At 46.3% G+C, this 23,858-nt stretch carries 19 protein-coding genes; 4 read left to right on the top strand and 15 right to left on the bottom strand.

Annotated elements, in window-relative coordinates; genetic code table 11:
- Positions 1 to 238: 238 nt before the first annotated feature.
- Both BMW94_RS21045 and BMW94_RS21040 read left to right on the top strand, forming a co-directional pair.
- Positions 239 to 778: a DoxX family protein gene (locus BMW94_RS21045; RefSeq protein WP_091000887.1), complete on the top strand. Its 540-nt coding sequence runs from the start codon at positions 239 to 241 to the stop codon at positions 776 to 778.
- 158 nt (positions 779 to 936) lie between these two features.
- Positions 937 to 1,149 carry a hypothetical protein gene (locus tag BMW94_RS21040; RefSeq protein WP_076291601.1) on the top strand — a complete coding sequence of 71 codons (213 nt, stop codon included), beginning with the start codon at positions 937 to 939 and terminating at the stop codon, positions 1,147 to 1,149.
- 181 nt (positions 1,150 to 1,330) lie between these two features.
- On the opposite strand, the gene BMW94_RS21035 is transcribed toward BMW94_RS21040, so the two are convergent.
- The 3 genes from BMW94_RS21035 to BMW94_RS21025 form a co-directional block, all read right to left on the bottom strand.
- Complete coding sequence (locus BMW94_RS21035) at positions 1,331 to 2,116, bottom strand: DODA-type extradiol aromatic ring-opening family dioxygenase (protein ID WP_091000886.1); 786 nt, start codon at positions 2,114 to 2,116, stop codon at positions 1,331 to 1,333.
- Positions 2,117 to 2,295: 179 nt separating this feature from the next.
- On the bottom strand, positions 2,296 to 3,126 hold the full coding sequence (locus BMW94_RS21030; RefSeq protein ID WP_091000885.1) for an alpha/beta hydrolase: 831 nt from the start codon (positions 3,124 to 3,126) through the stop codon (positions 2,296 to 2,298).
- 239 nt (positions 3,127 to 3,365) lie between these two features.
- Positions 3,366 to 3,602, bottom strand: coding sequence for a hypothetical protein (locus BMW94_RS21025; protein WP_091000884.1), 237 nt, complete (start codon positions 3,600 to 3,602; stop codon positions 3,366 to 3,368).
- 413 nt (positions 3,603 to 4,015) lie between these two features.
- Between BMW94_RS21025 and BMW94_RS21020 the strand changes: the two genes are divergently transcribed.
- A complete protein-coding gene (locus BMW94_RS21020; protein ID WP_091000883.1) occupies positions 4,016 to 4,849 on the top strand; it encodes a DUF1129 family protein in 834 nt (277 codons plus the stop codon).
- A gap of 305 nt (positions 4,850 to 5,154) precedes the next feature.
- Here the strand turns inward: BMW94_RS21020 and BMW94_RS21015 are convergent, their stop codons facing one another.
- Both BMW94_RS21015 and BMW94_RS21010 read right to left on the bottom strand, forming a co-directional pair.
- The gene (locus tag BMW94_RS21015) at positions 5,155 to 6,072 is read right to left on the bottom strand and encodes an AraC family transcriptional regulator (protein ID WP_091000882.1); all 918 of its coding nucleotides are present in this window, start codon (positions 6,070 to 6,072) and stop codon (positions 5,155 to 5,157) included.
- A gap of 436 nt (positions 6,073 to 6,508) precedes the next feature.
- Positions 6,509 to 9,661, bottom strand: a complete 3,153-nt coding sequence (locus BMW94_RS21010) for a copper amine oxidase N-terminal domain-containing protein (protein ID WP_175480789.1) — start codon at positions 9,659 to 9,661, stop codon at positions 6,509 to 6,511.
- 286 nt (positions 9,662 to 9,947) lie between these two features.
- On the opposite strand from BMW94_RS21010, the gene BMW94_RS21005 reads away from it, so the two are divergent.
- The gene (locus BMW94_RS21005) at positions 9,948 to 10,913 is read left to right on the top strand and encodes a hypothetical protein (RefSeq protein ID WP_091000880.1); all 966 of its coding nucleotides are present in this window, start codon (positions 9,948 to 9,950) and stop codon (positions 10,911 to 10,913) included.
- A 147-nt stretch (positions 10,914 to 11,060) separates the two neighbouring features.
- Here the strand turns inward: BMW94_RS21005 and BMW94_RS21000 are convergent, their stop codons facing one another.
- From BMW94_RS21000 to purM, 10 genes are all read right to left on the bottom strand, one after another.
- A complete protein-coding gene (locus BMW94_RS21000) occupies positions 11,061 to 11,663 on the bottom strand; it encodes a GNAT family N-acetyltransferase (protein WP_091000879.1) in 603 nt (200 codons plus the stop codon).
- Complete coding sequence (ilvA, locus tag BMW94_RS20995) at positions 11,663 to 12,955, bottom strand: threonine ammonia-lyase IlvA (RefSeq protein WP_091000878.1); 1,293 nt, start codon at positions 12,953 to 12,955, stop codon at positions 11,663 to 11,665. The genes BMW94_RS21000 and ilvA overlap by 1 nt, the downstream gene beginning before the upstream one ends.
- 354 nt (positions 12,956 to 13,309) lie before the next feature.
- Positions 13,310 to 13,915 (bottom strand): alpha/beta hydrolase, encoded by a 606-nt coding sequence (locus tag BMW94_RS20990; protein ID WP_091000987.1) that lies wholly within the window; start codon positions 13,913 to 13,915, stop codon positions 13,310 to 13,312.
- Positions 13,916 to 13,929: 14 nt separating this feature from the next.
- Positions 13,930 to 14,883 (bottom strand): ring-cleaving dioxygenase, encoded by a 954-nt coding sequence (locus BMW94_RS20985; protein WP_091000986.1) that lies wholly within the window; start codon positions 14,881 to 14,883, stop codon positions 13,930 to 13,932.
- 296 nt (positions 14,884 to 15,179) lie between these two features.
- The gene (locus tag BMW94_RS20980) at positions 15,180 to 16,262 is read right to left on the bottom strand and encodes a hemolysin family protein (protein WP_091000877.1); all 1,083 of its coding nucleotides are present in this window, start codon (positions 16,260 to 16,262) and stop codon (positions 15,180 to 15,182) included.
- A gap of 389 nt (positions 16,263 to 16,651) precedes the next feature.
- The gene (locus BMW94_RS20975; RefSeq protein WP_091000876.1) at positions 16,652 to 17,989 is read right to left on the bottom strand and encodes a hemolysin family protein; all 1,338 of its coding nucleotides are present in this window, start codon (positions 17,987 to 17,989) and stop codon (positions 16,652 to 16,654) included.
- Positions 17,990 to 18,713: 724 nt separating this feature from the next.
- Positions 18,714 to 19,979, bottom strand: a complete 1,266-nt coding sequence (purD, locus tag BMW94_RS20970; RefSeq protein ID WP_091000875.1) for a phosphoribosylamine--glycine ligase — start codon at positions 19,977 to 19,979, stop codon at positions 18,714 to 18,716.
- Between the two features lie 128 nt (positions 19,980 to 20,107).
- Positions 20,108 to 21,655 (bottom strand): bifunctional phosphoribosylaminoimidazolecarboxamide formyltransferase/IMP cyclohydrolase, encoded by a 1,548-nt coding sequence (purH, locus tag BMW94_RS20965; protein WP_091000874.1) that lies wholly within the window; start codon positions 21,653 to 21,655, stop codon positions 20,108 to 20,110.
- A gap of 327 nt (positions 21,656 to 21,982) precedes the next feature.
- A complete protein-coding gene (gene purN, locus BMW94_RS20960; protein WP_091000873.1) occupies positions 21,983 to 22,600 on the bottom strand; it encodes a phosphoribosylglycinamide formyltransferase in 618 nt (205 codons plus the stop codon).
- On the bottom strand, positions 22,600 to 23,640 hold the full coding sequence (gene purM, locus BMW94_RS20955; RefSeq protein WP_091000872.1) for a phosphoribosylformylglycinamidine cyclo-ligase: 1,041 nt from the start codon (positions 23,638 to 23,640) through the stop codon (positions 22,600 to 22,602). The genes purN and purM overlap by 1 nt, the downstream gene beginning before the upstream one ends.
- Positions 23,641 to 23,858: the final 218 nt, after the last annotated feature.

Here is a 23,858-nt window from a genome sequence, read left to right as displayed (position 1 = left end):
ATTTGTCTTCGATAAGGAGAGCATTTCATACCCTGTCTTTTACGTTTGAAACTTAAGACAGGATGAAAAATATGTCCTAAATGTGAACTTCTCAAACCTTACTTAAAATTTGAACTAGATTGTGATAATAATCACAAACAAGATGACTTATGAACTATACAATAAAGACATCAAAGGTGATCACTTAGAAAAACAAAAAACAACAACACACACTAGATTCCATGAAGGAGTGGTTTATATGTTCAGCTTCAACCAATGGCTTAGAGAAAACAAAGTGGCAATGTGGATTTTGACAGTACTTCGGGTGTATATCGGTTACGACTGGATGACACATGGCTGGGGCAAATTAACAGGTGGATTCGAAGCTGGCGGATTCCTTGCAGGCGCTGTAGAAAAAGCAACTGGTGATCACCCGGCGGTGCAAGCTTGGTGGGCAACCTTCCTTGAGAAATTCGCGGTACCAAATGCAGGACTGTTCGACTTCATCATCCCGCTGGGTGAATTCCTTGTAGGTCTGGGTCTCATTCTTGGGTGCTTTACAACACTGGCAGCACTGATGGCGATGGTCATGAACTTCGCGTTCCTCTTCTCGGGAACAGTAAGCACGAATGCTCAATTAGTTCTGATGGAAGTCTTCCTTGTAGTCGCTGGTGCGAACGCTGGTAAAATCGGTTTGGATCATTGGGTAATGCCTTACCTCCGCGGATTGTTCACTCGCAATAAAGGCAGCCTGCCTAAAGACACACCAACGATAAACCCTACGCACAAAACAGCCTAAATATTAAATATACTTTTCCCGGTCCTGCTCCCCTCCCCCTGGAGAGCAGGACTTTTTTGTTTTTTTATCTAAGCTTGTATGTCATCTGACTTGCCCATCGACAGAAACACGTATTATGATGAACATATCGATCGATTACAATCAAAGGAGTACATGACATGCCAACCCAGCGCCGTCTTGAGACCGATGCAGACTTCCAGGAAGCTATGGAAATGAAGCACAAAGTCCGTGTTTTTAAAGATAATCACCAGATTGATTCCGGTGGCGTCATTATCCGTTTTGACAGCAATACCGTTGTTGTTCAGTCCAGTGTAAGTGAACTGGCATATCACTCGCGTACAGCATGTGAGCTTTTCGAAATTCGCAAGTGATTATACTCATTTGCAGAATGCTCAAGTCATACAAAAAGGTTCCTGAAGCCCATTACGCTGGCCGCAGAAACCTTTTTTGGTTCAGCTCATTCATAACCTAAGTCTGTCTGGTCAAAGAACAACGTATTTTTTTGCAAAATACAACCCTCAGACCTGTTCACGTACTCTTGTCTGTTCCGAGTTATACGTCGTCACCAAACTGCCAGCAGTTCAAACTGAGCGTACCGTAAGGATACGACTGAAATAGACGTTTTGCAGATCGTGACATATCGGCCGTACCCATAGCATAGAACAAAGGCGCAATGTGCTCCGTTCCATAAGATGGAACTGCTGTGCGGGCATGGGGCGCTTTTTTGTCATATTGAAACAGCTCTCTTGTATTCCACTGCTCAAGCCGCTCGCCAATCCAGTTATCGAATTCCACTGCCCAGTCTTGCGGTTCATCATTAGTGCCAAGCATGCGCAAGTTATGAACTGTTCCGCCGCTGCCAATGATCAGCACATTATCATGACGCAGCTGCTCCAGCATCCGGCCTATATCATACTGTTCCTGCGGGGAACGCAACGAGTCGACAGATACCGCAATAACAGGAATATTGGCCTCTGGATACATGTGTAACAGCGGTACCCATACCCCGTGATCCAATCCCCGGCCTCGAACCGGCTGATGAGGAAGATTACTACGAGTGAACAGAGCGCAGATCTCATTAGCAAGGTCTGGCTGACCAGGCGCAGGGTAATTCATTGTATACATATTAGAGGGAAATCCGTAAAAATCATGCAAGGTCTGATGTGTATCATCCATTGTCACGGACGGTTCGGGACGATCCCAATGCGCCGTAAATACAACAATGGCTTTCGGAGCCGGCAGCCTGTCTCCAAGCTGGTTCAAAAATTGAGTGTAGTCATTGCTCTCCACCGCCAGAGCGGGAGAACCATGCGCAATGAATAGTGCGGGTAATGTCATTGCTGCCAACCTCCAGACACGGATAGGATGCTTACCCTTCTATTTTACCCCGAAGAAGGCGCTTTTCCAAGCTAACATCCCAATCAGATGCAATCTGGACGCGCATGTTGCCTTATGGACCAATCCATGTTGGCTATAGAATGCTCCAGCCTAATCATAGAGATTGATATTTAGCCCTCTTAAATCATCCAGTGCTGCCAATCCTGTTCAATCTTTTGACGCTCTCCCAGCCATTCTCTCGTACGCGTAATTAGCTGTTCACGCTCTTTACCGGAAGAGAAGGTATGATCGCCCTGGAATATAATCTCCTTGTCGCAGCGGCCTTCCTGGCGCATCCAGAATACCTTTTGATACAGGAACGCGTAATCGACAGGAATGATTTCATCTGACGTACCGTGCACCACCAGCACATCCCCGTTAAATTTAACGGCTTCCTGGAATGGCTGATGTTCAGCCAGTGATTCAAAGAATGCTGGTGTAAACTTGTAGCCGAGATAATCAGCAGATCCCAGCTTCACCCCTTCATCGTACACATCACGTCCGGTAATTTTCACAATATCATTGAACGGATATCCCACAGATGACCACATGACGAGATTTTTGACCCGTTTGTCGCGGACAGCAGTCAGCAGAGCAACAGCTCCACCCAGACTATGACCGATCAGCGTTACACGGGTTGGATCGACATCACTGCAATTTACCGCATAGTCCAGCACAGAACGTGTTTGGGTAATCATGGATTCAAGTCCTTCAGCTCCATACTCACCGCTGCTCTCCCCGCAGCCGATGTAATCGAAGCGCAGCACCAAATATCCATCTTCGGCCAGCTCACGGGCGGTCTTCACAAACAGACGATCCACACCGATCCGACTTCCTACGAATCCATGGCAGATGATAGCAAGAGGCACGCGCTGTTGGTGATTTCCCTCCTTGATGTCTTTGACGACCGGATAATGAATCGTGGCTGTTAATTCTTCTTGCCCATGACGAACACTGATCTGACGCTCCATGCCCATTTCCCCTTTCCATTCTTCCCTGCTCATGTTCATTTTGTTAATTATATATAAATCCGATAAGTTTAATGTGTATTAAGATGATAATAGTATATTATCATCCTGTGAACCTCAAGTCAACGTGAGGAAATGTCTAGTTCCAGACGTACCTTGTCTACATTTTATCGGTAATTTCGCAAAAAAAATGAGCCAAGCTGACCACAGCTGACTCGAATCATTTCTAATACTTAAAGTCACTACTCATAACTGCGACGGAACATCTCATGGGTCTCCACTCTACCCTGCCAATCATGTTCATGAACCGAATTCGAGCTCCCCCAGAAGCTCCCAGACTGAAAGGTTCCATCTGTATACTCTTCCGCATATTCAACATCCTCCAACGTCTCTTCCATTGGCACAACCTCATCTGTTACTCCACGAGAGTTGCTATTCAGCAGCAGCTTCCTTGTTAGTTTATCCGTTTGTTGATCCATACCTGCCACACTCCAATCCCTGGTTTCTGTTGGAAATGCTACTATTGTGGTGGAATCGGCTGTACTTTATTCATTCTTCACACAATCGTTAGAACTTGACGAGCACTTACGCATATTAATGGCGAACCACGGAGAACCTAAGCAAAATATTATAGCCAACATTTGCCTCTGATTCCTTCTGGCGAAAGGGTTGAATTCATGGAACACATCTTGGAATGGATTCGTAGTCACGGAAAACTGGTGCTGTTATGCACCTGTGTCATTCTGGCCTGCGCAGGGCTATGGTCGAATCGTAAACAGTTGTTTTATAAGGAATGACTTTGCGAAACGAGAGCCCTTCCCGTATACTAAAATACCGTCAGGGTCTCCAGATCACCGGGGATCAGAACGTGTGTAGACAGGGGGAGCAATCATTGGGGATTTCCTATAAGAAGTTGAAAGAAATACAGAATCGGCAAATGACCGAAATGAGTAAGATGACACCGGAACATGTAAAACTGTTCGATCAGATCAGCACCATTGCGCGTCAAGCACCTGCCGATGAGAGAACGCAGGAAGAATGGATTCTCTCGGCTGGAAGAGCCATCGTACAAGCTCAGCGTGACGGCAAGCCTGCTCGTGAGTTATATGGACCTGATATGCAAAAGGATATCTATTCACAACTAGGAGTAGCAGACAATAATCCGTCCGCAACTGCTGGTGAATCAAATATGGACTCATCCAGAGCTTCAAGTACGGCCGTACGGGGCGGAAGCAAATCCAATAAAACCAGTACGTCAGCCAAGAAGGCAGCAGCAGTTGAAGCCGAGCCTGCGGAGACTAAGGATCAAGTTAAACGGACGCCCAAATGGTACTTCATGATCTCCTGGGCAGCTTTGTCTTTTGTCATGCTGATTCAAGGTGCAGTTGGGCTATTTATTGGTTGGACGGGTGGAGATACGGAACCATTTAGCCATATCAGCCTGTTCTCCCTAATCGTTGCGGCGGTTGGAGGTATTGCATTGGTTGAAATGCTTCGCCGCCTTGCTGAGCGTCCAGATGATCAGGGAGCAGACAAGACGGCCAGACCACAGGTCAATCTTCGCGGAATCGTCATCTATATCGTTATCGTTGTGCTTGTCTTATTTGTAGGATATCCGCTGCGTGACAGCCTTCCCGTATTTACGCTGGCTCCGTGGATTAGTCTCGTAATCGGGATTGTGGGATTGGCTACGTTGAGACCACTATTCGGACAAAAGAAAGCATAAGGATGTTGGTGCCCTTTGTGGGCAGCAGCATTGGGTATATCCCAGTTATGTGGTGTGCGAAGATGAAGTACGACAATTCGGTGATGAAATAGAATATCGAGTGTCAAAAAAGGGGCCCTAATGGCCCCCAACCAGCTGTTGAGAAATTCTCGACAGCTATTTTTATTTTCAGACCGTTCAGAAAAAGCTCATACTGCTCTTTATCTATCAGAGGTAAAGGTGATCACGTGCACACCTTATGAGTAACCTTACATACAGTCAGTAGCTCGTTTGAAACTGAATCCATATCCGAAAGGATGACCTTGTCATACTTCATATAGATGATCCACAGGGCCCGTAGAGTCTTTCTCCATTTTGAGCTGAATGCGATGCTTGATTTCCTTGCCCGGAGTCTCTCCGAACTCTCGCTTATACATGCGGATAAAGTAGTTCACTTCCATACCAACTGTCTCCGCAGCCTCTCTTACACTTGCTTGTGGGTGCTTGTCCAACCATTCGGACGCCTTCTGCAAACGCAATCGCTGCATGTACTGGTGTCCCGTTATCCCATGCCTCTGGTGAAATAATCGGTTCAGGTGCTGCACCGAATAACCAACGGCTTCAGCTACATGCTTCAGCAGCAGATCATCCTGGTAGTGCGTTTGCATCAGTGACACAGCTCGGGTGAATGCTTCATTTGCCGATTCCGACTCGCGCTCAGAACGTGTTAATGATCCACTCCGTGCTACTCGCTCCCCTGTCTCCTCACGCAGAGGGAGAATGGACCGGGACAGGTCCAGAACAAGCTGGTAGATGACCGCTGAGCTGTTCCACATTTCAGTCATCCCATTGTCCAGCGAGTGCCAGATGTCCGTAACACGTGACCAAAACTGTTCAAATTCCGACAAGCGCCATGGCCTCATCGGCAGCAGTCCCGCCGACCGAAGCACCGCCCCCGCCGCCTCTCCACCAATGCCGATGTATCCAAGCTCCCCATGTGTTTTGGAATGCGGAATGTACTCATGGGCCACCCCAGGCTCCATCACGAACAGTTCACCCGCCGACACTGTCCACACTCCTTCACCCGGAACTTTCAATTCCCCTTTGCCGCTGCGTAACAAAAAAAGCTGATACACCGGAAATCCATCCGGTCTAAATTGAACTTTCTCTTCTTGTGTTCCCACACAATACAGATACAGAGGCAACCGGGAATCCGGCAGGCCGGTCAAGCGAAATGCAAGCATTCCATCATTCCTTTCGGATCATGCTCTTCTTTCTCCTATTATCCATCGGTTGACTCGATGCAGCAACAGCCAAAGGAACCTTTTTGGTAACAGGATTTTATAGTGCAGTATATTTGATTCAGAGAATTCACTACATTAGCAGAACAACCTTTGAGATTAAGAAAAACTCCCCTTCACTTTTGGAAAGGGAGCCTGAGTTGTTAACATAACTGAAAGATAAGATTGTTGGTTCTTGGAGTGGCCGTTCCGGTTACGGATCGTTCTTTCGATCGCTGTTGTCTCCAAATTTTTTTTGATTCAACCTCTATAAGGTTTAAATTCGGAGACAAAGGCGAGCGCTACCGCTTCTTCAGAATCGATTCCGTCCCCTCCACTACTTCTGGAGCTCATCAAAAAGAACTAACTCAACTTATTCAACGTTAAACTTTCTCTATTATTATGAAGATGGTGTATCTCCAGCAGTTGCTGGTGTATTGTTGCTCCCTTGGTCTGTACCCGTAGGAGCTACCGGAATTGGAAATGTAGCTACTTCTGAATTGTTTTTATACTTCGTAATATCACTAGCCACAGAAACTACCAGAACTTTGTATTCTCCCGCTTCAAAAACTGAACCGTCTGAATCATTGGAGGAAACTCCAATATTCACAGTTGCTGTTCTTGGGTTACTACCAATATTCACTCTTTCTAAAGCTGTTCCAGTATCACCTGAACCACTCTTAGCTTTAACAACGTACACATCATAACGAGAAATTCCTGTTTCATTACCTGGCTTGGTGAAACTTACACTAATCGAAGTATCGGTTGCCGTTGCCTTCACATCTGCTACCTTCTCTACAAATGTTGGTGACTGTTTTTTAGCATTAATTATGAAAGTAGCTTTAGCTATGCTTGAATCACGTTTGCTGTCGGAGGACTCTGATAAAATATATGCAGTATACGATTTACCTGCTTCAATATTTTTACCGTTAATGTCAAGCAGAGCATTTGAAAGTAAAACCGGACTTCCATTTAACTCTACAGATCTACTATCATTAGCTAATGCAATATTCTTTGCCATACTTAGATTAAATGTGCTTCCAGTCGGGGCAATCATTACAACATAACGACTGATCCCTACCTTTGAAGCTGGTTCCGTATATTTCAAAGTTACATCCGTTGCATCGCCAGCAGCCTGCTCTTCATTTTTAACTTCTACATCAGTGATTTTAACTGCTCCAACAGCACTTGTTACAGACAATTTAATATCAGCATAAGCTGTGGACAGCACATTGGAAGAGTTGCTGTTATTGCTTACTGCGAGCACAAATATACGATAGTTTTCATCATTTCGAATATCTGTACCATCTGTTGCTTTTACATCCTTTAAAGTCAAAGTATAATTTCCGCTTCCGCTAGCTTTATTCACAACTTTATAGTTTGGATTCCGATTTGCTTCTGCCAAATCGAACCCACCCAAATTCGCCGTTTTGACTGCGAAAACACGGTAATGATAAACATTCGTCTCATTAGACGATCTATTAAATGTCACCTGCAAATCACTACCGTCTCCATTATCTCCGATGTCCGCTGCATTCACGTAGGTCGGAGCGGCCACAGTCGAGTTCTGTACTAGCGTAATTTGTGAAGAATAAGATGACAATGCATTCTGGCTGGAATTGCCGCTATTGCTTACCGACAGGACGAACACACGATAAGAAACACCATTAGAGATTCGAGATCCATTAGTATCTACCGCGCTGCTCGGAAGAGTAAATGACTGATTTCCACCCGTTTTGCTCACCTGATAATAATTGTTCGATGCGTTAGCCGTGCTCAGTGTGAAGCTGCCTGCATAAGCAGAACGTACCACATATACCCGATACGCTGAAACGTTAGTTTCATCCGAAGCTCTATTAAACGAAACCTTCAGGTCACGTCCATCGTTGTAGTCACTCACATCAGCCACACCGATGTTGCTTGCAACTCCAGCATTACTGTTCGTTGTCAGTCTCAACAGCGTCGAGGAGGAAGACAGCGCATTAGTATAGCCGTTCTGCTGGTTACCTACAGCCATAACGTAGATCCGATAATCTTGCAGATTCGTTACGTTATACCCACTTGTGTCCTTCATGGAGGATGGGAGTGTTGTTGTAATATTGTTGCCTGTTTTGTTCACGTTATAGTACAAGCTGGAAGACAGATTGCTCGCCGTAGTCAGATTAAAGCTGCTGGATACCGAGTTCCGCACTACGAAAATTCGATAATTAGCAACTTTGGACTCATCGGATGAACGGTTGAAGCTCACTTGAATGTCACGACCGTCTCCATAATCCGAATTGTCTTTCACTTGCGTGATGACTGGTGCTGTTGCTGTGTTTACGCCCAGCGTAAGTGAAGATGATACAGTGGACAGTTTATTGTCTGCTGTTGCCGCATTGGAGCTCACAGATACAATATACACGACATAGGATGTGCCGTTTTTGATCAATTCCCCGGATGTATCACGCGTCGAGGAACTGAGCTGGGTTTTAACCGCTGTGCTGTTACCTTTGTAAATAATGGTTGAATTCGAACTGGACACATTATTGGCCGTAGTCAGGTTGAATGAAGAAGCGTCTTTCGACTTGACTACAAAAGCACGGTAATACGTAATATTGGATGTTGTACTCGGCTGTGTGAAGTTAATTTCCAGGTCACGTCCATCGCCATAATCACTGATATCTGCGATCCGCAGACCTGTCACAGGTTGAACCGTCGTTTTCACATTGTTTAGTTTCAAAGACTGGGAAGACCACGCCAGCTGATTTTTGTAGCCGTTGTTGCTGTTCCCCACTGTAAGTACATACAGACGATAGGTTTCACTTGTATTTAACAAATCCCCGTTCACGTCGCGTGTCTGGGCATTCAACGTCAATCTTGGATCAGTGCCATTTGGAGAAATGGATGTGTAATTACCGGATGGCACAACCGATGCCGCAGACTCATTAAAGCTGTTTACATCACGGGTTTTCACCAGCATCACACGATACTGGGATACAGCTTTTTCGGATGTGGGGCGTGTGAAGCTTACAGTTAGGTCACGTCCATCCCCATTGCTTCCAGATACTGAACCGTAAATGTTCCATGCTGCATATTGCGTCTCATCCACAGGAGGTGTGGACGTTGTTTTGATATCTACCCGCTGATTACGGGAATTCCAGAATACTTTCTCTCCAAAAGCTTCACTGACAAAACGAATCGGAACCATCGTATTTCCTTTGATGGTGTTCGCTGGCACATCCAGTGCGATCGCTTCGCCGTTGATGTAAGCCGTTTTGGAACCCAGCGTCAGCGAGACTTCTTGGTCACCCCGGCTAGCCTTAATGGTTTTAGTTCTGTTGGTGTACTCTACTGTTGCATCCAATCCTTCAAAGATGGACCGCAACGGAACCAGTACACGTCCACCTTTCATGACAGGTGCCTGTGCGGACGAGAGCTCCGCATCGTTAATATAAATGCTGATTCTTGCAGCTGCATCCATAACCGACGTTGGTAGTGCAGACATCAACATAGCCGACACGGCCAGTGCTGACATCACCTTTTTCACTTGACGTCCTCCAGCTTTTCTCATATCCAATATCCCCATTCTCTTCATTGTTTAAGTTAAAATGTAATCGTTTTGAATTTCATTTTATTCCTGTAATTTCCTGTGCACATCTAAGACGTATGAACATCAGTAAAAGTTTCCAATCCCACAAAAAATATTTTCGCAGAAATGTCCTTCCACCATCTACCCTCCAAAGGTTAAAAATAACAGAAGAATTTGTCATTATTCCGCAACAACATCCTTCCTAAATTCGTTTAATGTATAGTGAATAACAACCTATTATTTTTAAAATTACGGGAGGTTCACACAGATGACATCATCGTATTTATATGGACAACGCAAAGGGATGCGATTCTTCCTCACATTCCTTACCATTGCTGCAATTTTCACAGGAACCGCAGCTACATCCGGAGTTGCTACTGCCGCTCCTTCAAGCCCGGATACCAAAGTACCCACCAGCAGTTCAACCGCCATATATAAAACATTTCAGTCCATGCTCAAAAAAAAGAACGGCTTACCCGCCGCTGACACCTTTCTCGAATCCAATATCAAAAAAGTAACAAAGCATCACGCCACCCTGATGGTGCTTCAATTGGAGAATGCACGTCTGAAGGCTCTAACCTCCATGACGGACCGCTTGCTCGTTCCTAACGTTCAGGATAAGATGCTCAAGGCATACCAAACGAACGACAGCTTCACCAAACTCATGGAGCGTACCCAGGATTCCGATCTGCGTACACTGTTAAAAGAAGCCCGTGACAGCGGTTATCGCCTCGTCATGCTCGAAGGCTCCCTCTATCCCATTATGAATTATGCGGCACTCGTGAAATATACCTCTGATATTACAGAGGATATTTCAAGCTACATCATCATCATGATGAAGGAAACGAAAAACCTGCCTGCGGATGACGGAGCTCTGGTCATTGGCTATCAGGAAATTCTCCTTCGAGCACTCAGCCAGGAAAGATTTCTGGAACTTTATCCGAAATCGAATCGGGCCAAGCAGGTGCAGGATTTGCTGAACAGTTATACCCTGTATACCTTTTATGGGCTGAACAACACACCGCTGTTTGATTATGACACGAACAAAATGGTTGCGAATGCTCAAAGAGGCTACAACGGCGTCTTGCAGCGTCTTGCATCCGTCGATAGTGAATTCCTCACCAAGCTGGATGCCTTTATGGATGTCGTTAAGGAAGCGAAATATGAGAAAACAGCTGCGGTGGAGAAATGGCTGGAACAGAACATTCCGAACGGGGCCGATGCCGGCTATTAAATAATGCATGGTATTAATCACCTGAAGCACATAAAGCACACAAAGAAAACCGACATAGGATTCGATCCCATGTCGGTTTTCTTTGTGGATATCGATGAATTGAATTTCAATTGAATCTCCTACACCAGGCTAACTCGGATGCATGAACTACAGAATTGGCTTAACCATATGGTTATACTCATGTCCAGCAATGACAATGACTTCATCCTTGATATAGCCCTGCCGTTCGTACAACATCAAGGCCCGCCCATTGTCACGTTCAACAATGAGAGACACCTGGGAGTGTCCAAGTTCCCTCCCCTGCTGCTCAAAAGCAGCCATCAATGCCTTGCCGATGCCCTGTCCCTGATACGCTTCGCTTACGGATAGAGTATCCAGATAATACTCCCCGGGACGGGTTTCTTTGACCAACGTATATTTCTCATCTGTACTCCGACCAGGCCGATCCAGTATTGGCTGATCCAGAAGATCTGCTTCACCGCCATCATACGCTACCAGGATTCCAGCGACCTGTTCGTCCTGCTCCATTACCGTAATATTGCGATAACTGATCCGATTGTCTTCCTGCACGTAAAATTGCTGCAAAATCTGCATCGCTTTCTCATGCTCACCTTCACCCGCCAGAGCATAGGCAATATCACCAATCGCCTGATAAAGCAAAGGGATGACTTGTGCCGCATCTTCTTTGCGAGCAGGTCTCAACAGAGGCTGCGCCTCACTACGGTCCGACTTCACATTGGAATGATTCATCAGATTAACATGTTGAACAGATTGAGATTTTTGTTCAGCTCGGTATACGCGAGGCCTTTACGATTCATACGTTCAATCAGCGGCTGGTAATCTTCCTTGTACATCAGCTCGATGCCCACCAAGGCAGGTCCATTTTCCTTATCATGCTTCTTCGTATATTCAAAACGGGCAATGTCGTCATTGGGTCCCAATACTTCCACAAGGAATTCACGCAAAGCTCCCGCACGTTGTGGGAAATTGACCATGAAATAATATTTCAAACCTTCGTAGATCAACGAACGTTCTTTGATTTCCTGCATCCGATCGATATCATTGTTGCCTCCGCTGATCACACAGACAACCGTCTTACCCGCAATTTGTTCGCGATACTGCTCCAGTGCAGCAACCGCTAGAGAACCGGCAGGCTCCACAACGATAGCATTTTCATTATATAGCTCCAAAATGGTCGTGCAGGCTTTGCCCTCAGGCACCTTCACAATGTCATCCAACGTTTCACTACAGATGTCGAAGGTCAGGTCACCAACACGTTTCACCGCAGCACCATCCACGAATTTATCAATATCATCCAACGTGACAACCTGCTTACGGAACATGGCCTCACTCATGGAAGCCGCGCCAAGTGGTTCTACGCCAATGATACGTGTTTCCGGGCTAACCGTCTTCATGTAGGTTCCAACGCCAGCAGCCAGACCGCCGCCACCAATTGTGACGAATACATAATCCGCTTTTTCATCCAGACTCTCCATGATTTCCATCGCCACCGTACCATTACCCGCAATGATCTTCGGCTGATCGAACGGATGGATAAACGTCATGCCCTGTTCATTACACGCACGCATAGCTTCTTCATAAGCATCGTCATACGTATCACCTGTCAGCACAACTTCAACATTATCTCCACCAAATCGACGTACCTGTTTCACCTTCTGGTTAGGAGTTGTGCTTGGCATGAAGATTTTCCCGTGGATGCTGAGCGCGTTACAGGAGAAAGCAACTCCCTGCGCATGATTACCCGCACTCGCGCAGACAATGCCTTTCTCCAGTTGAGAAGGGGTCAAACTACGAATCATGTTGTAAGCTCCGCGAATTTTAAACGAACGTACCACCTGTAGATCTTCCCGTTTAAGATACACATTACAGTTATATTTGGCCGACAATACAGCATCCCGCTGCAACGGTGTTCTTACAATGACTTCACGCAGCACATGATGTGCGCGCACGATATCTTCCATGCCAACACCGGTACGGCCGGGATTGGCAGTTCCCGTTGGTTCTTGTTCCACTGGTTTCATCTCTTATCCACACTCCGCTTATCTTGGTTGGCAATGCAAGCATTGCTTTTTCTTTTTATTGTATCACTTTTGTTCTGTTCTTGCGCCTGAGCTCGCATCATTTACCATTCGCAAACAAACCGTATCTAATTGAAAATCATTATCAATTACTTGATTATAGATTATTCCATACTTTAGGACAAGGCATAGTGTCGCTCTGATTCATTAAAAAGTGGATCGTAGAAATTGGCACGAGTAGCATGCTGCTCGGTTCGTTAAACCTTAAAAACGGCAAAAAAGGGGTGTCCCCGTCATTTTCATGACCTATGGGACATCCCTTTCAAAATGCAGTATTTAAGCAGCCAGTCAAACTTTTCAAACCTGAGTCTTAAACCAAGCCGCAGCAGCTTCAGCCTCGGTACGAGTCAGTTGATGTCCCTGCCGCTCCCAATGCATATGCACAGCTGCGCCTGCTCCACTAAGCAATGAAGCGAGTTCATCCGTTTCTCGTTTCGGCACAATTGGATCGTTCTCTCCTGCGCCGATGAATACAGGCAGCCCTTTCAGGTCTGGCAATTCCAAACCGCGAAGCGGTACCATCGGATGGTGCAGAATCGCTCCTTTGAATACGTCAGCCTGATGGAAGATCAGACTTGCTGCGATGTTTGCTCCGTTGGAATAGCCCAGTGCGAAGACATTGGCACGATCAAAGCCATACTCCACAGCAGCTGCATCCACAAAAGAACCCAACTCCGCTGTCCGTGCAATGAGATCCTCTTCATCGAACACCCCTTCCGCCAAACGGCGGAAGAAACGAGGCATTCCATTTTCAGATACGTTACCACGCACCCCCAGAATACCTGCTCCTGGGGCAATCATCTCGGCCAGACCTACCAGATCGTTCTCCGTTCCACCTGTCCCGTGCAGCAACAAAAGGGTGGGAGCATCTGGCTGAGAACCTGCTTTATAAATATGTTTCATTGTATTGGTAGTACTCATGATTTGGACTCTCCTTTCCATTCACGTACTTGAATAGGTGGCAGCAACTGTTCAATCTGCTCACGCTGTGGTTCATACCATTCAGGCAGCATCAGCTTTTGGCCCATGCTCTCCTGTGGTTCATCCCGTGCAAATCCTGGAGGATCAGTAGCCAGTTCAAACAGTATACCTCCCGGTTCCCGGAAATACACAGCGTTGAAGTACTGACGGTCAATGACCTGAGTTGGATGATATCCGGCTTTTTGAAGCTCCTGCTGCATTTGTTCGTGCTCGACATAATCTTTTGCACGCCATGCGATATGGTGAACCGTGCCTGCTCCGCCAATTCCCCGCTGGATTCCAGTCGATTGAATGTCGATCAGTTGACCGATGTCACCACTCGCCTGCAGACGAATGATTCCATCCTCTTCTCCTACCTGCTCCAGACCGAGCATCGTTGTCAGCACATCCGTTGTTTTGTCAGGTACATGGCTGAATAACACAGCTCCACCAAAACCTTTGATGGCATGTTCAGACGGTACACCGTTGAATGCCCACTGACTTGGCTGGCCTCCATCACGCTCGACCAATTCGAGCAAGAGACCGCCTTTATCGAAGAAGCGAATGTACTGCTCGCCAAATCTTGTTTTATTTTCAAATGGAATATCGAAGGAGGTCAGACGTTCTTTCCAGAATGGCAGACTGCCTACCGGAATCGCATATACGGTAACACCCGTCTGTCCTGCACCGATAACTCCTCTTCTGGCATTCTGCTGTGGGAAGAAGGTGATAATAGTACCCGGTGCCCCATCCTCATTGCCATAATACAGATGGTACACATCTGGTGCATCAAAGTTAATTGTTTTTTTCACCAGTCTCAGTGCCAATACACCTGCATAAAAATCAACATTTTTCTGTGCATCATCTACAAAAGCCGTTACGTGATGGATTCCTGAAGTTCTGAACATAATCTCCACTCCCTTGGTTTTATTTGGTTCATTGTTATATTTAGCAGTTAGTTAGGCATTGCTTTGTGTTATTTATCTTTAAATTAAGATTCTTTAAATTTATATTAATCCATTGGAACTAAATAAGCAAGCTTTTGTTTTAAAGTTAAGATATTAATGGACTTTAAACTGCTGAAATGCCATTTGAGTATCCTGACCTGGGCAAAAAAACAGGCCCCGATCACTCGGAAACCTGTCTTCCTTGAACCTTATTCAATTGCCGCCGCACAACATCGGCCCTTATAATTTCGCATTACAATTTAGGTTAATTTTAATCGCTTAGTCGGTTGAACCAAATCTTTGCCATCATACTCATCCTTGATATCTCCAACAATTTCTTCAAGAATGTCCTCCATCGTAACCAGACCAACTGTTTCCCCTTCTGCATTATGCACCGTTGCGATATGGGAACGACTTTGCTGCATCTGGACCAAGACATCCTTAATCGGCGATAACTCCGAAAATTTTAACATGTCGTGTACAAACGTATCCATATTGAATTCCCGGCCTGCGGCAACACTCGTAAGCATTTCCTTTGTATGGATAAATCCAATGAATTGATCCTGATTTCCTTTTTCGATCACTGGGAAACGTGTATATTCATGCTGCTTTAGAACCTCGATCATACGATCCAGCGGCATTTCTTTGTCCAGCGTAACGATTTTTTCTTTGCGGATCATAATCTCCTTAAGCAAACGCTCATCAAAAGCAAAAATATTTTTGAGGTAGTCCAGCTCTGTCTGATTAATTTCTCCACTCTCATAACTCTGTGCCATAATCAGCTTCAGTTCCTCCTCGGAGTGAACTGTATCGTGACCGGCAGGTTTTATACCGAAAATTCCAAGCAATAGACGAGCAGCCCCATTCAGGGCATAGATGAACGGATTCATGATCTTACCAAACCAGTACAGCGGGGGTGCAAGCAATAGTGTCATCTTCTCTGCAAACTGGATCGCCAGTGTTTTCGGTGCCAATTCACCGATAACGACATGCAGGAACGTGATAATTGCCAAGGCAATCCCGTACGAAAGTACTGTGGATAATGCGGCTGGGACTTCCAATCGCTCAAACAGCGGATGCAGCATTTTCTCAACAGTAGGTTCGCCCAACGCACCCAATACCAGTGCTGTGATCGTGATACCCAATTGACACGCAGATAGATAATAATCCAGATTGTGAGCCACTTTTTTGGCCAATACCGCTTTTTTGTTCCCTTCCAAGATCAACTGATCTATTCGGGACATCCGTACTTTCAGAATTGCAAATTCCGCTCCAACGAAAAAGGCGGTCAGGCCGATAAATACGGCTACTAAAAATAAGTTTAAGGCTATTATTCCGTCCAATGATTTCCCTCAAAATGAGGGATTCACCTCCAAGTTAATCATTTTAATTAAGTTTTTCAAATAAAATTGCTTAGCCACTTCGATGACAGAATACCCTTCCAACCGCTGTTATCCCCAGATTTTTTGATTGTATATTTAAGAGGAGAAAATCCGGTGATAAAGGCGGACGCTTCGCTCTTTCAGTCTTTTCTGTCCTCTCCGTTATCGCAAAACAGATTTGAAATCTCTAACGTTTTTGCAGTGTAAAATTGGTTTACAAACGCGAACGCTACGCTTCTTCAGAATCGATTCCGTCCCCTACACTGCTGCGTTGCCAAAACATTTAAATTCTGAGGGCAGTAGCCAAATGGGCAGTCAAACCCTAGATTACAGTCATGATCGAACCAACATCACGCCAGATCACTGGAAGATTCCTCGACCTGAGCACCGTTTACACGTTCAAGCAGCACCTGCTTAATGTGAAAATTTTCTGCGTCCACAACGGTCCAGACATAATCACCGTGTTCTACCGTATCGCCTTGTTCCACACCGACACCCTTCTGGAATTGAATCCATCCGGCCACGGTATCCATTTCTTCGTTGCCTTCAAAGACAATCCCAAACTGCCGCTCCAACTCATCCAGCAGCACCCGGCCGTTAATGAGATATTGGTTCTCTCCGGTTACCTGAATGTCAGCAACTTCATCAGCATCGAACTCATCCCGAATCTCGCCGACAAGCTCCTCCAGAATATCCTCCATTGTAATGATTCCCGAAGTACCTCCGTACTCATCCACGACCACAGCCATGTGCACGCGTTCCTGCTGCATCTTGATCATCGCATCCTGGATACTTGTAACTTCAGATACGAAAGGAATCTCCCGAACAAAATCGATAAGTTGGTGCTCCCTAAGGGCAACCATGTCGGGCAAAATCTTTTTCACATTCACTACACCGACAATTCGGTCCTTGTCCCCATCCTCAATGACGGGATAACGCGAATAATTATGCTCATCCAATATCGGAATGATATCGTCATAGGTCATATCCTGATTTAATGTCACCAGTTCCGTACGTGGCACCATGATGTCTTTGGCATCACGTTCATCAAACACAAAGACATTTTCCAGATATGAAAGCTTGGTCTTGTTGTTCTCGTCACCTTCATAGCTCTGGTTCATGATGATTTTGATCTCGTCCTCCGAGTATGCTTGATCATGTTCGGCAGGCTTCACACCGAATCCCCGCAGAATAACACGTGAGGCTCCATTGAGCGCCCAGATGAACGGATACATGATTTTACCAAACCAATATAGAGGCGGCGAGAGCAACAGCGTCAATTTTTCCGAAAATTGAATTGCCATCGTTTTGGGAGCCATCTCTCCAACCACAACGTGCAGGAACGTGACAAGGATAAAGGCAATCGCATAGGAAGCAATTGATGAGATCGAAGGTGATACGTTTAGGTAATCGAATACCGGATATAACAATCTTTCAACCGTCGGTTTTCCGAGCGCTCCCAATCCAAGGGCAGTTACGGTAATACCGAGCTGACAGGCTGAAAGATAATAATCGAGGTCCGAGACTACTTTTTTGGCCAATATGGCTTTTTTATTCCCCTCGGCAACCAGTTGATCCACTCTTGATGTACGAATCTTAACCACAGCGAACTCAGATGCAACGAAAAATGCGGTCAACGCAATCAAGATAATGAGTAATGCAATATTTAATATGGTGATTATGTCCAATGATTTCCCCGCTTCTCAGGGATTCACCTCCAGAGATAGTTACAGCGTCATCGGTTAACTTGGTTAACCATTCAACAGCTGATTGACGTTCAATATGGCGTATGCCTTATATGAAATCGAAAAGATAAAGTGTGTATAGGTTATACTTTGACCCTGTAAAATTGCAAAACAGGAATTCAGGATGAAGTCAATCACTTATAGAAACTACTTCACTAAAAACAGGGTTCCCCCTCATGCTGTCATTGTTTCTCGATTTACTCCACCAAAATTCTCCATTTGGACAGTTTACAATATCGCCTTCCCAATAGATATCCACCTCCCCTCTTGTTCATTCCTGTTTCAGAAAAGTATAACATGTTCTACGCCAAACCATCCAGTTGCACGTTATGGTTCGGAATGTAGATTATAAAATGAGTTCACAAAATAAACTTTTATGTATGTGGTCTTTCTCGCATCTACAGTTCATTTTATGTGATATGGTTCACATAATTAGTATAGACCAGTTTATAGAAATGTTACCCTTTACTTTAGTCGATTAAACCTGCTAGGGGTCTTTATTTACAGCCATTCTTCTTTACCGCATCCGCACTGTTACACGTCCAGCAATGACACCATAATCATGTATACGTTGAAAAGGGCCCGCAGGATGCAAACACCTTTTTCGGTGTACATCTTTACGGACCCTCAGGTTTCACTTTATCAAGTTACAATTCATTAGAATTAGTTATACCAACGCTTTGGCAGCAATATCAGAACGTTGATGTTTACCGTCAAAATGGATACGTTCCGCTTGAACGTAGGCTTTATTTCTGGCTTCGGCAATATCAGAGCCAAGACCCACAACGCCCAGAATCCGTCCACCATTGGTGACCCATTCTCCAGATTCATTGCGTGCTGTTCCAGCATGGAATACCACTGCTTCGTCGACTTGATCCAGTCCTTCAATGACAACACCTTTTGCATATGGACCAGGATAGCCTCCAGATGCAAGCACCACACATACAGCGGCTTCGTCGCTCCATTCAATCTCGATATCCGCCAATTTCCCGTGCACAGTTGCCCAGAAAATGTCGAGCAGATCACTCTTCAGACGCGGCAATACAACCTGTGTCTCGGGATCACCGAAGCGCGCGTTGAACTCAATCGTTTTGGGTTTACCATCTGGTGAAATCATCAGCCCGGCAAACAATACACCTCGGAACGGGCGCCCTTCGGATACCATCGCTTGGGCTGTTGGTTTGATAATCGTCTCTACCGCTTCTTCAATAATGGAGGCTGGAATGTGTGGCAATGGTGAGTACGTACCCATTCCGCCCGTGTTTGGCCCCTGATCATTGTCGAATACCGGTTTGTGATCCTGTGCAGCAGCCATCGGACGAACGGTCTCCCCATCGACAAAAGCCAAAATCGACATTTCCTGACCTGCCAGGAATTCTTCGATGATAACTTTGGCTCCTGCTTCACCAAATACTTTGTCCACCATAATGCTGCGGAGTGCCTGGTCAGCATCATCACGGGAATAGGCTACAGTAACACCTTTTCCAGCCGCCAACCCATCGGCCTTGATTACCACAGGGATGGCCTGCTCATTCAGATAAGTCTGCGCTTGCTCGTAATTGTCGAACTTCTCATAGGCTGCAGTCGGAATATTGTATTTGTGCAGCAGGTCTTTCATGAACGTTTTGCTGCCCTCGATCTCTGCTGCATTGCGGCGTGGTCCAAATACCGGAATACCTGTATTATCAAAAGCGTCCACAATGCCGTCTGCGAGCGGATCGTCTGGCCCAATTACAACCAATCCCACGTTAAGCTCTACAGCAAGCGCCGTCAGTTTATCGAATTCATTTACCGCAATCGGATGACACTCAGCAAGCTGTGCAATGCCTGCATTTCCCGGAGCACAATGAATCTTGCCTGCCTTCGGGCTTTTCGCCAGTGCCCATATGATTGCGTGTTCCCGGCCACCGCCGCCTACTACCAGAATATCCATTCTTCTGTTCCCCTCCGTGCATAACTGGATTTGTTACGCTAATGCGTGTTGCAAAACCTAAAAAAGAGGGGGTGTACCATAAGTCATAAGTATGACTGGCGACACCCCTTATTTAAACCTTTTTCGCTCTAGTGTTTGAAGTGACGAACCCCTGTGAATACCATGGCAATGCCATATTCATTTGCTACTTTGATGGACTCTTCGTCCTTGATCGAACCACCTGGTTGAATAACGGCTGTAACTCCAGCTTTGGCTGCAAGTTCCAGTGTATCGCCCATTGGGAAGAACGCATCGGATGCCAGAATGGCACCTTTGGCTAGTTCTCCAGCTTGTTCAATAGCAATCTTGGCTGCGCCAACACGGTTCATTTGCCCTGCGCCTACACCCACAGTCATGTCGTTTGCAGCAAGCACGATTGCATTGGATTTCACGTGCTTAACCACTTTCCAGCCAAACAACAGCTGTTTCAGTTCCTCTTCGGATGGTGCACGATCTGTAACTACCTTGAGCTCACTAGCTTCAATGGAATGCACGTCGCTTTGTTGCACGATCATGCCGCCGTCGATGGAGGTTACCACGAACTTACTCTCCCGATTGCGGGCAGCGTTCAGTTCACCCGTTTTGAGCAAACGAATGTTTTTCTTTTTGGTCAGGATGTCGAGTGCCTCTTGTGTAAAGTCAGGAGCCAGTACGATTTCCAGGAAAATCTCACTCAGTTTAGCCGCTGTATCGCTATCGATAATGCGATTGGCTGCCACGATTCCACCAAAGATAGAGGTCGGATCAGCCGCATAAGCTTTGCCATAAGCTTCATAGATGCTTTCGCCAATACCCACGCCGCAAGGATTCATATGTTTAACCGCCACAACTGCCGGTTCTTCAAATTCTTTGACAATCTGCAAGGCTGCGTTCGCATCGTTGATATTATTGTAGGACAACTCTTTGCCGTGCAATTGCTCGGCTGTTGTCAACGTATCTTGGGCTGCCAGCGGTTTGCGGTAGAATGCCGCCTGCTGATGTGGATTTTCGCCGTAGCGCAAATCCTGGAGTTTTTCGTAAGTAACCGTCAGACGCTCTGGCAGTGGATCACCGTTCAGGTTGGAGAGATAATCGGAAATAACTGCATCGTATGACGCTGTATGGCGAAACACTTTTGCCGCAAGCCGTTTGCGTGTCTCGAGTGTGGTATCTCCATTGCTGCGGACCTCTTCAAGCACCTTGCCATAATCTGCTGTGTCTACAACAACACTAACATAAGCATGGTTTTTGGCAGCAGAACGAAGCATGGTTGGACCACCAATATCGATGTTCTCGATTGCGTCCTCATACGTTACGTCCGGTTTGGCGATGGTGTCCTGGAACGGATACAGGTTTACAACAACAAGGTCGATATAATCCAGTCCATTCTCCTCCATCTGGCGCTTGTGCTCTTCGCTGTCACGAACAGCCAATAAACCACCATGCACTGCTGGATGCAATGTTTTAACACGTCCGTCCATAATCTCCGGGAATCCGGTCACATCCGAAATTCCGATGACAGGTACGCCTTCCTTCGACAACAGACTGCTTGTACCTCCTGTCGAAATAATCTCCACACCCATTTGCGACAGCTCGCGGCAAAAATCCACGATGCCTGTTTTATCCCATACGCTGACCAGCGCTCTTTTGATACTCACAATATGCTCCTCCTTTAATGTCCCATGGCTTCGCGTTTCATGGCGAAACACAGCCGATTTATTTCCCGAGAAATATCACAAAATGCGTACCAATTTTCGACTTCTGTTATACAAGTTGAACCAAGATGTTTACACGGGACACTCCGATGACAGAACAACCTTCCAATCGCTGTTATCCCCAGATTTTTGATTCCTTTTCTTAAAGGGAAAATCCGGTGATAAAGCGTATGCTTCCGATGCAGCTTTCTTTCAGAAAGCTTTTAGCTTCGCTTTTTCAGGTTTTTTCTGTCCTCTCCGTTATTGTGTAAAAAAAATTTTAAACTTATTTCACACCGGTTTGTTAACAGTAACGTGACGTCCGTCTAACTGAACCAGATTTTGCGCGAACCAGGAAACAACCTCGGGGTATAACTGCTGTTCGGCCGCATGAATAGAACGGCTGATTGACTCAGGCGTATCCTCTGGCAAAATCGGAACAGGATGCTGGGCAATAATCGGCCCTGTATCCATACCCCCATCAACAAAGTGGACGGTAACCCCGGTAATTTTAACGCCGTATTCCAGTGCCTGTCCTATGGCATCTTTGCCTGCAAATGCTGGCAACAAGGACGGGTGAATATTGATCAGCCGTCCTGCATAGCGATCCACAACTACTGAAGTCAGCAATCTCATGTATCCGGCAAGAACAACCAGGTCAATGTTTTTGGATTCAAGCACTTCCACGATCTCAGCCTCGTAGGCTTCGCGGGAATCATAATTTTTAGGAGTAAACAGATGGCATTCCACGCCTGCCTCCTGCGCCCGCTGCACCACACGTGCAGCCGGCTTGTCACATACCAGCAGATCTATGGATGCACCTAGTTCTCCGTTCCGCACTGCATCCACCAATGCCTGAAAGTTCGACCCTTCACCAGAGGCAAATACAGCAATACGGTAGTTCGCCATTAAACATCCGCTCCCGTGAAGGTTACTCGCGCATCTCCTTCGGTCACACGTCCAATGATGTACGCTTCTTCACCGGATGCTTTCAGTTGTTCCAATGCTTCAACTGCATCTGCTTCATTCACGACCAGCACAAGTCCGATCCCCATATTAAACGTGGTGAACATGTCGCGGTTCGAAACGGAGCCCTTTTCTTGCAACAGGTTGAAGATTGGCAGAATCGGCCAAGAACCATAATCAATATCTACATTCACGCTGCTTGGCAGCATACGCGGGATGTTCTCGATGAAGCCACCACCCGTAATGTGGGCCATGCCTTTTACTTTTACCTTTTCAAGCAGGGACAGGAGTGGTTTTACATAGATTTTCGTTGGTTCCAGCAGTGCGTCACCCAGCTTACCACCCAGTTCAGCAACTTCATCCTGCAAGCCCAATCCGGCTTGTTCCAACAATAGTTTGCGTACCAAGGAGAAGCCGTTACTGTGCACACCGCTGGATGCAAGTCCGATCACCGTGTCGCCAGGAGCGATCGTTGTACCGTTAATGATTTTCGCTTTGTCCACGATACCTACGGTAAATCCGGCAATATCGTATTCACCTTCACTGTACATGCCCGGCATTTCAGCCGTTTCGCCACCGATCAGCGCACAGCCCGACTGATGACATCCTTCTGCGATTCCCGCAACGATGGCTTCTATTTTCTCCGGGATGACTTTGTCACAAGCCAGATAGTCGAGGAAGAACAGCGGCTCTGCGCCTTGTACCACAATGTCGTTCACACACATGGCTACCGCGTCGATTCCGATGGTATCATGACGGTCCATGGCAAATGCGATTTTCAGCTTGGTTCCTACACCGTCTGTACCGGATACAAGCACCGGCTCATCATATTTATCTTTGTTCAAACCGAACAGGGCGCCAAAGCCTCCCAGATCTGTCATCACTTCCGGACGGAAGGTACGCTTCACGTGTTTTTTCATCCGTTCAACCGCTTCGTTGCCTGCCGCGATATCGACGCCGGCGTTTTTGTATGCTTCGGACAAGTGGAATCAGCTCCTTTTTTTTCGCCCCTCCTAAATCCTCCCGCCCGGGAGGACCCCATAGGACCTTGGCAGGCCCTCTGGACACCCGCCAAACAAGCGGTGCAGGGGTGGCTGGTATGATCTTGCTATGGTTGGTTCGTTCGTGTGCTCGCGTGGTTGTTCGCCGATTCCGCTGGCCGCAGGCCATCGGTCGGCGAACCCCGCTCGGCTGCGCTGCG

Origin of the sequence: Paenibacillus sp. OK003 (assembly GCF_900109515.1) — a bacterium.
Lineage (GTDB): Bacteria > Bacillota > Bacilli > Paenibacillales > Paenibacillaceae > Paenibacillus > Paenibacillus marchantiae.
The sequence above is the reverse complement of the archived record's forward strand: the minus strand, read 5'-3'. Positions and strand labels throughout refer to the sequence as shown.

Excerpts from the sequence above, each read along its gene's own strand:
- BMW94_RS21045 (WP_091000887.1), top strand. The coding sequence starts at position 239 with ATGTTCAGCTTCAACCAATGGCTTAGAGAAAACAAAGTGGCAATGTGG.
- BMW94_RS21040 (WP_076291601.1), top strand. The coding sequence starts at position 937 with ATGCCAACCCAGCGCCGTCTTGAGACCGATGCAGACTTCCAGGAAGCT.
- BMW94_RS21035 (WP_091000886.1), bottom strand. The coding sequence starts at position 2,116 with ATGACATTACCCGCACTATTCATTGCGCATGGTTCTCCCGCTCTGGCG.
- BMW94_RS21030 (WP_091000885.1), bottom strand. The coding sequence starts at position 3,126 with ATGGAGCGTCAGATCAGTGTTCGTCATGGGCAAGAAGAATTAACAGCC.
- BMW94_RS21025 (WP_091000884.1), bottom strand. The coding sequence starts at position 3,602 with ATGGATCAACAAACGGATAAACTAACAAGGAAGCTGCTGCTGAATAGC.
- BMW94_RS21015 (WP_091000882.1), bottom strand. The coding sequence starts at position 6,072 with ATGCTTGCATTTCGCTTGACCGGCCTGCCGGATTCCCGGTTGCCTCTG.
- BMW94_RS21010 (WP_175480789.1), bottom strand. The coding sequence starts at position 9,661 with ATGAGAAAAGCTGGAGGACGTCAAGTGAAAAAGGTGATGTCAGCACTG.
- BMW94_RS21005 (WP_091000880.1), top strand. The coding sequence starts at position 9,948 with ATGACATCATCGTATTTATATGGACAACGCAAAGGGATGCGATTCTTC.
- BMW94_RS21000 (WP_091000879.1), bottom strand. The coding sequence starts at position 11,663 with ATGAATCATTCCAATGTGAAGTCGGACCGTAGTGAGGCGCAGCCTCTG.
- ilvA (WP_091000878.1), bottom strand. The coding sequence starts at position 12,955 with ATGAAACCAGTGGAACAAGAACCAACGGGAACTGCCAATCCCGGCCGT.
- BMW94_RS20990 (WP_091000987.1), bottom strand. The coding sequence starts at position 13,915 with ATGAAACATATTTATAAAGCAGGTTCTCAGCCAGATGCTCCCACCCTT.
- purD (WP_091000875.1), bottom strand. The coding sequence starts at position 19,979 with ATGGATATTCTGGTAGTAGGCGGCGGTGGCCGGGAACACGCAATCATA.
- purN (WP_091000873.1), bottom strand. The coding sequence starts at position 22,600 with ATGGCGAACTACCGTATTGCTGTATTTGCCTCTGGTGAAGGGTCGAAC.